A 12371-nucleotide genomic window follows, 5' to 3' on the forward strand; every position below is an offset into this window, starting at 1 on the left:
CGCGACCCCACAGCTCGTACTTGTGCGCCTCCGACCACACCCGGCCCATCTCCGCCAGGGTGTAACGGCCGATCATGACTGGCTGCCGGCCGCGGCCGCCGCGCTCAGCCCGTCCGCCGCGGCCTGCTCGAACTCGTCCTTGAACGCGGCCAGCTTCAGCCCCAGATCGGGATCGGCCAGCGCCAGGATCTGGATCGCCAGGATCGCCGCGTTCGTCGAGTTGTTCAGGCCCACGGTCGCGACCGGGACGCCCGGCGGCATCTGCACGATGGCGAGCAGCGAGTCCATGCCGTCCAGCGCCCCGCCGGAGATCGGCACGCCGATTACCGGCAGCGTGGTGAGGGCCGCGATGGTGCCGGGCAGCGCAGCGGCCAGGCCTGCCCCGGCGATGACCACCGAGATGTCGCGGGCCCGCAGCTGACCCACGTAGTCGGCGAGGGTGCGCGGCGCGCGGTGCGCCGACAGCGACACCTGCTCGTAGGGCACACCGAAGCGTTCCAGGGTGGCGCCGGCCTTGCTCATGGTCTGGGTGTCCGACGGTGATCCGAAGACGATCGCCACCTGGGGATGGCCTGGCCCGGGGGTGCTCTGCGACACGGTCTACTCCTTCTTTTTCTTTCTATGTCCTGCGGGATCCTCGCCGGACGCGACGTCCGCTCGACGGACGTCGGCCGCGTGGCGCATCCGGGACGGATCTCCGATGTCGGTGCGGTAATGGGCGCCGGGCAGCGAGATGCGACTGACAGCCTCGTAGGCCGATCCTCGCGCGGACTCCAGGTTGGAGCCGATGGCCGTAACGGACAGCACACGGCCGCCGGCCGAGACGACCCGGCCATCCGGCTCCCTCCGGGTACCGGCGTGCAGGACGTCGACGCCGGCCAGTGCACCGGCGGCGGCGAGCCCGCGGATCGGGTCGCCGAGCCTGGGTGCCGCCGGATAGCCGTGCGCGGCGACAACGACGCTGATCGCCGCGCCGGAGCGCCACACCGGTGCCCGCCGGCCGGAGAGCACGTCCGTCAACGGCGTCGTGAGCAGGGCGAGGATGGCCTGCACCTCGGGGTCACCGAAGCGCACGTTGAACTCCACCACCCGCGGGCCGCGGGTGGTCAGCGCGAGCCCGGCGTAGAGCAGGCCGGTGAACGGGGTGCCGCGCCGGGCCATCTCGGCCACTGTCGGCCGGATCACCGTGGCGACGATCTCCGCTGGCAGGCCGTGCGAGGCCCAGGGCAGCGGGGTGTACGCGCCCATCCCCCCGGTGTTCGGGCCGGTGTCGCCGTCGCCGACCCGTTTGTGGTCCTGCGCCGGCAGCAGCGGGAGGACCGCGCCGGACTCGGTCACCACGGCGAACAGGGAGACCTCGGGCCCGTCGAGGTACTCCTCGAGGACAACCCGGTCGTCCGGTCCGCGCAGGCTCGCGCGGACCGCGGCGACGGCCGCGTCGCGATCCTCGGTCACCGTGACGCCCTTGCCGGCGGCGAGCCCGTCGTACTTCACCACGTACGGCGGGCCGAAGACGTCCAGGTCGGCCAGGGCGGGCTCGATCTCGGCGTGGTCGCGAGAGGCCGCCGTGGGCACCCCGGCGGCGCGCATGACCTCCTTGGCGAACGCCTTGCTGCCCTCCAGCCGGGCCGCGGCCGCGCTCGGGCCGAAGACCGCGAGGCCGCGGGCGCGTAGCTCGTCGGCGGCCCCGGCTACCAACGGCATCTCCGGACCGATGACGGTGAGGTCCGCGCCGACCGCCTCAGCAAGGTCGGCGACGGCGTCCGGGTCGGCGACGGCGAGCGGGCGGGGCTCGGCGAGCTCGGCGGTCCCGGCGTTTCCGGGCGCGCAGATCAGCGAGCCGACCCGGGGATCGCGGGCGAGCGCCCGGCACAGCGCGTGTTCACGGCCGCCGGAGCCGACAACAAGAACCTTCATCAGTTCACCTCGCGACGCAAGCAGCGGCCCGGTGCGCGGCGGCGGATTCCCGGTAATGCCGGCGGACCGGGCCGCGTCGCCGCCACGGCCGTGCGCGGGGGACGTGGGGGTCGGTGGCGGCCGTCACCGGTTGTCCCCGGCGCCCGGCGCCGGGACGGAGATCCGGACCGGGCGCGGGTGCCGTCGCGAACCGGCGAACCCCGCCTGGGGCATCGCGTCGTCGCAGTTCGGTCGGGTCACAGTTCCACAGTAGCGGGTGTGCTGATCATCGTGCGCGTCGTGCCCGGTCGGTGCCGGTGACTCCCGGCCGGTCACCCGGGACGATCCGCGCTGAGCGGCTACAGCCCGACGCCCGACCGCCAGAGCAGGTGGGCCATGCCGTGCACCAGGTGCAGCGCGCAGCGGCGTGCGTCCACCTCGGCCATGCCCGCGACGATGGCGGCGGCGTCGACCGGCCAGACCCGGACCTCCCGGCCGAGCACGGTCAGCGGGGCGGGATCGTCGCGGCCCTCGAAGGCGCGCCCACCCGGTTCGACGAACAGGTGCAGCGACCGCCCTGCGGCCGGGAAGTTCTCGCAGCGCCAGTACAGCAGCGGCCACGCCTGCAGCCGTTCCCGCCGTCCCGGCCAACGCCGGCGGCGACCGGGGTCGACGGCCGTCTCGCCGGGGTCCGCCCGATCTGCCCGGGCTGCCGGGTCCGTGGCCGCCCGTGTCGCCCCGCCCTCGCTCAGGTCCAGCGCGGGCAGCGGCCGGCCGGCGCGGTACCGCGCCGGCGCGCGGTGCGGCGCGGTGCGGGCCGCCCGCACCGTGACCGGTGGTACCAGGTGTTCGGCCGCGCAGAAGTCCAGGAAGTCACGGATCTGGGCGTCGACGTGACTGGCGACGGCCGCGGCGCGTTCGAGCCGCTGTGCCTCGGCCCGCTTCGAGCTCCGGATGGCGTGGCTGCCCCGCAGCAGCACGTCGGTCAGTGTCTGCGGCAGAGCCTCGCCGGTGGGGGAGAACCCGACCGGCCAGGCGTCGGAGTCGGTCGGGTGTAGGTAACCGCGTCTCACGGCCGGTGGCCAACGGGCCGGTTGCGGGGCTTCGGCCGGTTCCGGCCGCGACAGCGGTGTCCGCCCGGGGATGGAAGGGTCGTCATCCGACGGCCGGGACCTGACAACGGCCACCGCCACCACCCCCGGACGTCATTGCTTTGCGTGACCGCCCAAGCGTCGATGGTAATGCTTCCGGCTGCAACCGGAACCGACCGGATCTTGGCCCGCGCCGGGCGGGATCAGACCAGGTCTTTTCGGACCAGTCTGTTCAGACCAGGTCATTGATGACGAGCGTCTGGTCCCGCCCGGGACCGACGCCGACCGCCGACACCGGGGCGCCGGAGAACTCCTCCAACGCCCTGATGTAGTCCTTCGCGGTGCCGGGCAGGTCGGCGAACGACCGGACGCCGGAGATGTCCTCGTGCCAGCCGGGCAGGTCGGTGTAGATCGGCTTGGCGTGGTGGAACTCGGTCTGGGTCATGGGCATCTCGTCGACCCGTTCGCCGCCGATGTCGTAGCCGACGCAGATGGGCACCCGGTCGAAGCCCGACAGGACGTCCAGCTTGGTGAGGAAAAGGTCGGTCAGGCCGTTGACCCGCACCGCGTAGCGGGCGATTACGGCGTCAAACCAGCCGGTGCGCCGTGCCCGGCCGGTTGTCACGCCGAACTCCCCGCCGATGCGGCGCAGCTCCTCTCCGACCTTGTCGTCCAGTTCAGTGGGGAAGGGGCCGGCGCCGACCCGGGTCGTGTAGGCCTTGATGATGCCGATCACCCGACTGATCCTCGTCGGGCCGATGCCGGCGCCGGTGGCCGCGTAGCCGGCGGTCGGGTTCGATGACGTGACGAACGGGTAGGTGCCGTGATCGACGTCGAGGAGAGTGCCCTGGGAGCCTTCGAGCAGCACGACCTTGCCCGCGCGCAGCGCCCGGTCGAGAATCAGGCCGGTGTCGGCGATGTGGGGTTGGAGGCGTTTCGCGTAGTCGGCGTACTCCTCGACCACCTCGTCTAGCTCGATCCGGCGCCGGTTGTAGACCTTGGCCAGGACCTGGTTCTTCTCCCGTAGCACCAGTTCGAGCTTCTTGTGGAAGATGCCCGGGTCGAGGAGATCCTGCACTCTGATGCCCGTACGGGCAACCTTGTCGCCGTAGGTGGGACCGATGCCGCGACCGGTGGTACCGATCCGCGCCTTGCCCAGGTAGCGCTCGATGACCCGGTCCAGCGCCCGGTGATGGGGCATGATCAGGTGGGCGTTCGCGCTGATCAGGAGCCGGGAGACGTCGATGCCGCGGGCGGTGAGCCCGTCCATCTCGGCCAGCAGCACGCCCGGGTCGATGACGACCCCGTTGCCGATCACGGGAACGCAGTCGGCTCGCAGCATGCCACTGGGAATCAGGTGGAGCGCGTAGCTCTCCGCCCCGATGACCACGGTGTGGCCGGCGTTGTTGCCACCCTGGTACCGGACGACGTAATCGACGGCGCCGCCCAAGAGGTCGGTCGCCTTTCCTTTTCCCTCGTCGCCCCACTGGGCACCGATGAGGACAAGAGCAGGCACCGGGCGAGGTTACTAGGGATGGCGGGGCCGTGGGGCCGGCTGCGGCGTCCTCGCTGGCCTCCACCACCGACGCGGCCTGATGAACTCACTGTCAGGTGAAGCCGAGCTCACTGGCGGCGACGGGATCGCTGTCAGTCAGGAACGTCCGGCAGCGGGTGGCCTCCTCGGCCTCCCCGATGGCCGCGGCCGCCCGGACGAGAGCGGCGAGTGAACGCAGGAACCCGCGGTTGGGTTCGTGTGACCAGGGGATCGGCCCGTTGCCCTTCCAGCCCGAGCGGCGCAGGGCGTCGAGGCCGCGGTGATAGCCCGTGCGGGCGTAGGCATAGGCCTCGACGGGTCGTCCGCCGGTGAGCGCGAGCTCGGCGAGCGCGGCCCAGGGCGCGCTGAACGCGGGCAGCCGGGCGGCGACGGCATCCGGCGGATCACCGGCGGCCAGCGCCTCGGTCGCGGCCGCGTCGGAGGGCAGGAGCGTCGGCGGCGGACCGGAGAGCAGGTTGGGTTTTCCCGAGGCGGACGGCGTCGTCATGAGTGCATCCTGCCCGACGACTGGCCGCACACGTCATGGAGGTCACCCCGGACGCGCCCGCCCTGCGCGCACGGTGACCGGGTCGGTCAGGCCCTGACGCTGACGTTCCACAGATTCTGGCCGACGACCCCGGGTTGACCGTCGTTCACCCGGGTGAGGTACGAGTACAGCGCGGCGATGCCCTGCGACTGCGGTCCGAACTTGCCGTCGACGGTGAGTACGAAGCCCTTCTGGCGCATTCTGTCCTGCCAGACGAAGGCCTCCGGGCGGACGTCGTCGCTGAGGGACGCGTCGAGGACCGTGCCCCTGAACGAGCCGTCCCCCATCTCCCGGCGAGCCCGGTCCAGCGTCATGGGGGGTTCCACCGGGGTGATGGCCTGCTGGATGACGTCGCCAGAGCCGCCCGGGACACTGGCCGGGCCGTTGTTGGTCAGGCCCATCTTGACCGAGCAGGACGGCCATGGCTGCCAGCCCCGCTGGTTGTAGAGCTTCGCGGCCGCCTCGTCCTGCGTGGCGGGCGACGCCTGGTACGGCCGGCCGGAGTACCCGAGCCCGTGCCAGGTCCGGTCGTCGAACTGGTAGGCACCGGAGAAGCCGTTGCCGGTGTTGATCGCGTAGTTGCCGCCGGACTCGCACTGGCGGAGCTTGGCGAAGTCATCGGCGGTGGCCGCGCCCGCCGGAGCCGCGGTGACCGCGAGGCCGCTGCCGACGATGGCCGTGACCGCGCCGGTGGTGCGCAGGATGCGACCGGCGGGCGATGGGGCCTGCGGTGCTCGATGTCTGCCGCCACGACGCCCAGAGGGCATGTTAGTCCAATCCCGTCGCCTGCGGGGTGAGCTGTCGGGTGCGGGCTGGGATGGCCCGGCCGGAGGATCCGACCCCGGGTGGCGAGTAGGAACCGCTCTCCACCATGGACCGGGATGCACCGGCTTTACCCCAAGGACGCCGCTTGCGGCGCCCGAAATGTGGGTCCCCCACTCCTGCCCGCTGCGGTTGATGTTCGTTCCGGCCGCTCGCACGGGGGCAGGACTCGGCGTCCGTCCGGGCGGCCTCGCCGACGAGGCGAGTGAGCGGCACTCTAGCGAGAACCGCTCATGGAGCGCAAACCGGGGTGGTCCGGAGTAACCAGTGAGGATCGCGCGAATCGTGCCACTTCCGTACAGGTTCCGCAGGTGGCTCGCTGGTCCTGCTGTTCCTCGCCGGCCTTGCCGAAGATCGGCTCTGCCGAAGAGCGGCCCTGCCGGAGGCCGGTCAGGGTGTGGTCCGGGTGATGTTGGTGGTGGGTTGCACGGGCCAGCCCGTACGGGCCGTCAACCGGAGATCGTCCGGAGGCCGGTCGGGCCGGCCCGTCGTCGAGGTGAGATCCCCTGACCGGTGTCGCCGGGGTGGGATGCCCGGTTGCCGCGGCGGTCGTCCCCCGTCGCGGGAGCGGAGTGAACAGATCAGCTGACGGAGCTGACGGAGCTGACGGAGTGAATGGATCAGCTGATAGAGCTGATAGAGCTGATAGAGAGGATCAGCTGAAGGTGGCCCGCCAGGTCGCCGGGCCGACGATGCCGTCGACGGCGAGTCCCTTGGCGGCCTGCAGGGCGCGGGCGACTGCGGCGGAGCGTGGTCCGTAACGGCCGTCGATCGTGATCGGATACCCCAGATGGTTGACGCGGGCCTGCCAGGCCCGCACGTCGTCGCGTACCTGCCTGGCCAGTGCGGTCGTCAGGTTACGGGTGAATACGGGGGTGCTCACGGAGATGGGGCTGACCGTCAGCTCACTGCGTTCCGCCGTGCGCGACGCCTGGCCCGAGGAGCTCGACGAGCCGCCCGCGAGCTGGTCGGCGCCCATCCCGCGGCCACAGGTCGGCCACTGGCCGAAGCCGGACCGCCGGGCGAGCTTGAGTGCGGCCTCGTCCTGGACAGCCGGGGGAGCCTGGTGCGGCAGACCGCTGTAGCCGAGGCCGTGCCAGGTGCTGGCGGAGAACTGGTAGGCGCCGTAGTACGCGTTGCCGGTGTTGATCGTGTAGTCACCGCCGGACTCGCACTGCCGCAGGCCCGTCCAGGTGGTGGCCGCACCGGCCGGCTGGTTGAGCGCGAAGGTGCCGCCCACCGCTGCCGCGAGTACGGGTGCGACCACGAGGGCCCGGGCCCGGCTGCGGGTACCGGCGCGGCATTGTCGGCCACTGATACGTGCGTCGGACATGTCTTGTGGTCCTTCCCCACGCCTGCGAGGTGAGCTGTCGGATTCGGGCTGGGAACTGCCCGGCCGTGCCAGGGATTCCCTGGAGACGGAAGCCGCACCGGAAACACCTTTCCGTGTGGTCGTCGCACATGGCTTCACCCCGAGAGCATCGAATCCTTTCGATACTCGGAGATGGGTCCCCCGTTCCTGCCGCCCGGTTCGAGAAATCGTCGGCCGGGGGCAGGATTCGGCGTGCCGCCCGACGAATGCCCGGCGTTGTTGCCGGGCACGGCGAAAACCATAACCACGCCACCCGGCGAGTCGCCAAGCATTGAATAGGGTGCGTGAAAAAGAGCACACTCGGCGCGCCTGCTTGAGCAGGGACCGACGGCCTGGTATCGCGCGTGCGCGCCCGCTCATCAACCTGGCGGTACGACGTGCGGAGGCATTTGTGCTTGGCCGATCATCCTGTTTGCCGATGGGCGACGATGAGCGGAGAGTCCCGTATCAGGCCAGATGTGTGACATGTCAACAAAGGTGTGACGGCCCTGCTACGAGATCGACGCGAGTGATCGGCCTGATACTACGCTTCGTCCGTTGAAGCCTGTTTTTGTGAGAAAAACAACGGAAATCGGGCGGTAGCTTGCAGCGTTGTGATTTTTGCACACGGCGGATTCGATCGAACACCGATTGTGAAAATTGCCTGTCGGGCCGCCACGGTGGACGAAGGGGTTCCGTGGGGCGGGGCGGTAGGTGAACGGTTACCGAAGACCCGGTGCGTGTCCGCTAATGTGGCCGAAACCTGCTGGTCGCCAGCGGAGGCGGCGTTACGCGAGGAGCGGGGTCCCTCGCCCGGTAAACAGTGGTCCCCCAGCCGTCGGAGCGACCGGGGAACCGTGGGGGCCGGCATAGTACGGGAAATCGGCGGGTCGTGCATCGGACCGGGGCGGGTCGGATGTCCGCCACGTGCCGGTCGTTCCGTCCGCCGGAAACGATGGAGAGTGTCGGGTCGAGGGGTCCGGAGAATGCCCTCGGACGAGCGGCGGCGGTTGCCCGGTTGCCCGTTTTCGCGGCCGGCGGCTATCTGTCCTCCTGCCCGCCTCCTGTCCGCCGGCCGGCGGTCCGGCCGGACGGTATCCGACGAACCGATCCCGCCAGCCGGCGTGCGCTCCTGGCCCGGACTATGCCCGCCCGAGGCTGGTGCCGGCGGAACGTAGGTCCTCACACGCCTGGGCGACGCGGGCCGCCATGCTGCTCTCCGCGAGCTTTCCGTAGGTACGCGGGTCGTATGCCTTCTTCACGCCGACCTCACCGTCCACCTTGAGAACGCCGTCATAGTTTTTGAACACGTGGTCCACGATGGGGCGGGTGAATGCGTACTGGGTGTCCGTGTCCACGTTCATCTTGACCACCCCGTAGTCGAGCGTCTCGCGGATTTCGGTGAGAGCCGACCCGCTACCGCCGTGAAAGACGAGGTTGAACGGCTTCGCGCCGGCTGGCAGCCCGAGCTTCCTGGCGACGTACTCCTGTCCTTCGTGCAGAATCGTCGGGCGTAGCTTGACGTTTCCGGGCTTGTACACACCGTGCACGTTGCCGAAGGTGGCGGCGAGCAGGTAGCGCCCCTTCGCGCCGGTGCCGAGCACCTCGGCCGTCCGCCACATGTCCTCCGGCGTCGTGTAGAGCTTCTCGTCGATCGCGCCGACGACGCCATCCTCCTCGCCGCCGACGACCCCGATCTCGACCTCGAGAACGATCTTCGCGGCGGCGGCATCCGCGAGTAGTTCCTCGGCGATCTTGAGGTTCTCCTCAAGGGGGACCGCCGAGCCGTCCCACATGTGCGACTGGAAGAGCGGCTCGCGCCCCTGGGCCACCCGATCCTTCGAGATCGCGATCAGGGGACGGATGTAGGTGTCAAGCTTGTCGGCCGGGCAGTGGTCGGTGTGCAGGGCGATGTTGACCGGATACGCCTCCGCGACATGGTGGGCGAACTCGGCCAGTGCCTCTGCGCCGAGGACCATGTTCTTCACCGTCGAGCCGGACAGGTACTCGGCACCGCCGGTGGACACCTGCACGATGCCGTCACTGCCGGCTTCGGTGAAGCCCCGCAGCGCGGCGTTCAGGGACTGCGACGAGGTCACGTTGATCGCGGGGTAGGCGAAGGACTGGGCCTTCGCCCGGTCGAGCATCTCGGCATATACGTCTGGCGTGGCGATGGGCATCGGTGGGGCTCCTTACGAACCTGTAGGGGCGCCGATCAGCCATGCACCCGCGGTGCAGGGCAGCCGGATCGGGCCGAAGCCCGCCGTGGACTCCTGATGGGCGAAGGGTATGACGCCTTGCCCCGTCCCGGGGTCGGATGCGGCTGACGTCGCCGACGCGGTGCCGGTCCGCGCGCCGGGCGCGGGGCGGGTGCCGACCAAGGGTCGGCACACTGGTCGAGTGGATGTCGGCAGCCTGTCCGGGATGACGCTGTACGTCGTCCTCTTCGCGGTCATCTTCGTCGAGAGCGGGATCCTGATCGGGTTCTGGCTTCCGGGTGACACCATTCTCTTCGCGGCCGGGCTGATGGCGGCGGACGCGGCGTCGAACGTGTCCGTCGCGGTCCTCTCGATCGGGGTCGCGGCGGCGGCCACCGCCGGGGCGGTGGCGGGCTACTACACCGGGCATCGCCTCGGCCGGCCGTACCTGGAGCGCAGGTACGCCACGGTGCTGGCCCGTACGGAGGAATTCTACCGACGGTTCGGGCCGATCACCCTGGTCGCGGCCCGCTTCGTGCCGTGGGCGAGGACGTTCGCGCCGGTACTCGCCGGGGCCGTGGCGATGTCATGGTCCCGCTTTCTGATCGCGGTCATGCTCGGAGCGCTCGTCTGGGGGACCGGATTGATCCTTTTGGGCTATACGGCGGCCGCCATTCCTGGGCTGCGGGACGCGGCGGTGTGGATCGCGCTCGTCGTGATCGCCATCTCCGTCATCGCCGGGATCGCCGGTGAGCTGCTGCGTCGGCGATCGGGCCGGCTCCCCGACCAGGGGCCGCGGTAGTCCGTGTCGGGCGAGGAGCGCCGAGGGTCGGGCGAGGAGCGTAGGGATGTTGTCCGTTAGTGCCCCGCGGCGCCGGATCCCGTCGGGAGATCCGTGGACCGGTAGTCTCCACGACGTTACGACCAGATCACATTGGACGATCAATTCCCTTTCCTATGGCAATTTCTGGCTATGGCCGGCTAACCTTGATCGATCCAGGTACGCGGTCGGGGGGTCCGACCACCGAAGGATTCGATGCTTCGACACCACAGGCGGCACCATGCGGAACGGCGTCGCGCCGGCCCCGTCCTCTGCACCGCGGCAGGGGCCTTGACCGCGGTTCTGGCGGTCGTGCTGCTCGCGGATGGTCATTCGGGACCGCGTGACGGTGACCACGTGGCCGGCCGCGTCGGCGCGCAGCCGGGTCGGGGCGTGGTCGGGGTGACGGCCGGGGTCCCTCCCACGTCGATCGCGGGTCGGATCGCGGATCGGGGTGCGCCGACCGGGCCCGGGGCCGAGCCGCCGCCCGCCGCTCGCCCGGCCGGTCCGGATCAGCTGCCCGCTGCGCGGGCGTCGGCTCTGGCCCTGGCCGCGCCGGTGACGGCTCCGTCCGCGTCGACCCCGGCGCCGGCTGTTATCTCCCCGCGCCCGCCGTACCTGCCGGCCTCCTGGACGAGCCTGGTCGGTCAGGTCGTGACCTCGACCAACCTCGAGCGCCGGGCGGCCGGTTGCCCTCCGTTGATCGTCGACTTACGGTTGGCCGCCGCGGCCCAGGCACACAGCGTCGACATGGCCACGGCCGGCTATTTCGGCCACGACAGCCCGGACAGTCGCTCGCCCTTCGACCGGATCGCCGCCGCCGGCTTCTCCTTCTCCATCGCCGCCGAGAACATCGCCGCCGGTCAGCGCACCGTGGCCGAGGTGATGCGCGGATGGATGAACAGCCCGGACCACCGATCGAACATCCTCACCTGTTCGTTGACCCGGATCGGCGTGGGCTACGCGACGGGCGGCAGGTACGGCACCTACTGGACCCAGGACTTCGGGACGCCGTGAGGCCCGGCCCACTTGCCGGGCGCGACCGGCCCGTGGCATCCCGCGAGGTGCACCCGACCTCGATCCTCCCGACTCGCGGGGATGTCCCGGTCCTGATCAGTAGTCGATCCCGTAGGGTCGGGTCATCGTCGCCGACGGCAGCGAGCACGGCAACGAGCGTGGTAAAGCCCGCGGACCCAGCCGGTGGACGGGCTGGCGGGCCGCGCGGCAGCGCCGTCGGCGAGGGTGATCCTGGCAGGAGGAGTGACCTTGGTTCGGGCGGTGGTCACCGGCGCGGCCGGCTTCCTCGGCGGAGCGCTGGCCCACGCGCTGCGGCGGCGCGGTGACGACGTTGTCGCCATCGACATCCGGCGCGCGCCGGGTGTCAGGCAGGCCGACGTCAGCCGTCCCGGTGGGTGGGAGAAAGCCCTTTACGGCACGGAGCTGGTGATCCATGCCGCCGCCATCGGGACCGGTGGCGTCGCGGAACTGACCCCAGTGCGTCCCGGCCGAGCCGGAGCGCCGGTACGGGTGCCCGACGCCGAGATCCGGCGGGTGACCCTCGGCGCCACGGCGGCGTTGCTCGACGCCGCGGGTCGGGCCGGGGTCGACCGCTTCATCCATCTCTCCTGCGTGGACGTGCTTGCCCGGACGAGTGGCCCGGTCCCCGGCGGGACCGGGGAGCGGGGGCCCGCGCGAGCCGTCGGCCGACCACTGGACGAGACCACGCCGATCGGGCTGACTGGCGACGTCCGCGCCGACGCCATGGCCGCCGCGGAACAGGCGGTCGGGTCGGCCGCTGCGCACGGACTCGGCGCGACCGTCCTGCGGATCGGGGACGCCTACGGTCCCCGGGCTGGTCGCTGGACCCTCTGGCCGGTGCTGCTGATGCGGGCCGGGCGGTTCGTCCTCGTCGACGGCGGCCGGGGTGTGCTCAGCCCCGTGCATGTCGACGACGTGGTCACGGCGGTGACCACCGTCGCCGGTGCGGACCGGTCGGCGGTCGCCGGTGAGGTGCTGCACGTGACCGGGGGGGAGTCGGTGTCCGCCGCCGACTTCTTCACCTTTTACTGTCAGATGCTCGCGATCGCGGCGCCCCGCTCCGTACCGGCCAGG

11 protein-coding genes and 2 riboswitches are annotated in these 12371 nt (G+C 70.9%); of the genes, 3 read left to right on the forward strand and 8 right to left on the reverse strand.

The window, feature by feature from the left end:
- Positions 1–72 precede the first annotated feature (72 nt).
- The 8 genes from purE to fbaA form a co-directional block, all read right to left on the reverse strand.
- A complete protein-coding gene (gene purE, locus AC08OP_RS11740) occupies positions 73–597 on the reverse strand; it encodes a 5-(carboxyamino)imidazole ribonucleotide mutase (RefSeq protein ID WP_462186408.1) in 525 nt (174 codons plus the stop codon).
- Between the two features lie 3 nt (positions 598–600).
- Positions 601–1917, reverse strand: coding sequence for a phosphoribosylamine--glycine ligase (gene purD / locus AC08OP_RS11745; RefSeq protein WP_476614222.1), 1317 nt, complete (start codon positions 1915–1917; stop codon positions 601–603).
- Positions 1918–2255: 338 nt separating this feature from the next.
- Complete coding sequence (locus AC08OP_RS11750) at positions 2256–3083, reverse strand: hypothetical protein (protein ID WP_476614223.1); 828 nt, start codon at positions 3081–3083, stop codon at positions 2256–2258.
- 136 nt (positions 3084–3219) lie between these two features.
- On the reverse strand, positions 3220–4503 hold the full coding sequence (locus AC08OP_RS11755; protein WP_462186406.1) for an adenylosuccinate synthase: 1284 nt from the start codon (positions 4501–4503) through the stop codon (positions 3220–3222).
- 91 nt (positions 4504–4594) lie between these two features.
- Positions 4595–5029: a DUF3151 domain-containing protein gene (locus AC08OP_RS11760; RefSeq protein WP_476614224.1), complete on the reverse strand. Its 435-nt coding sequence runs from the start codon at positions 5027–5029 to the stop codon at positions 4595–4597.
- A gap of 86 nt (positions 5030–5115) precedes the next feature.
- The gene (locus AC08OP_RS11765) at positions 5116–5835 is read right to left on the reverse strand and encodes a transglycosylase family protein (protein ID WP_476602598.1); all 720 of its coding nucleotides are present in this window, start codon (positions 5833–5835) and stop codon (positions 5116–5118) included.
- A 2-nt stretch (positions 5836–5837) separates the two neighbouring features.
- Positions 5838–6034: riboswitch (cyclic di-AMP (ydaO/yuaA leader) on the reverse strand.
- A gap of 511 nt (positions 6035–6545) precedes the next feature.
- On the reverse strand, positions 6546–7223 hold the full coding sequence (locus tag AC08OP_RS11770) for a transglycosylase family protein (protein ID WP_476614225.1): 678 nt from the start codon (positions 7221–7223) through the stop codon (positions 6546–6548).
- Between the two features lie 6 nt (positions 7224–7229).
- A riboswitch (cyclic di-AMP (ydaO/yuaA leader) is annotated at positions 7230–7465 on the reverse strand.
- A 918-nt stretch (positions 7466–8383) separates the two neighbouring features.
- Complete coding sequence (fbaA, locus tag AC08OP_RS11775) at positions 8384–9421, reverse strand: class II fructose-bisphosphate aldolase (RefSeq protein ID WP_462186401.1); 1038 nt, start codon at positions 9419–9421, stop codon at positions 8384–8386.
- 109 nt (positions 9422–9530) lie between these two features.
- Here fbaA and AC08OP_RS11780 point away from each other — a divergent pair, with 109 nt between their 5' ends.
- The 3 genes from AC08OP_RS11780 to AC08OP_RS11790 all read left to right on the forward strand — a co-directional run.
- Positions 9531–10241: a DedA family protein gene (locus AC08OP_RS11780; RefSeq protein WP_476614226.1), complete on the forward strand. Its 711-nt coding sequence runs from the start codon at positions 9531–9533 to the stop codon at positions 10239–10241.
- 309 nt (positions 10242–10550) lie between these two features.
- On the forward strand, positions 10551–11276 hold the full coding sequence (locus tag AC08OP_RS11785) for a CAP domain-containing protein (RefSeq protein ID WP_476614227.1): 726 nt from the start codon (positions 10551–10553) through the stop codon (positions 11274–11276).
- 249 nt (positions 11277–11525) lie between these two features.
- A partial coding sequence (locus tag AC08OP_RS11790) for an NAD-dependent epimerase/dehydratase family protein (protein WP_476614228.1) occupies positions 11526–12371 on the forward strand: 846 nt, incomplete at its 3' end.

It is taken from the genome of Frankia sp. CeRuru1, from assembly GCF_977966315.1.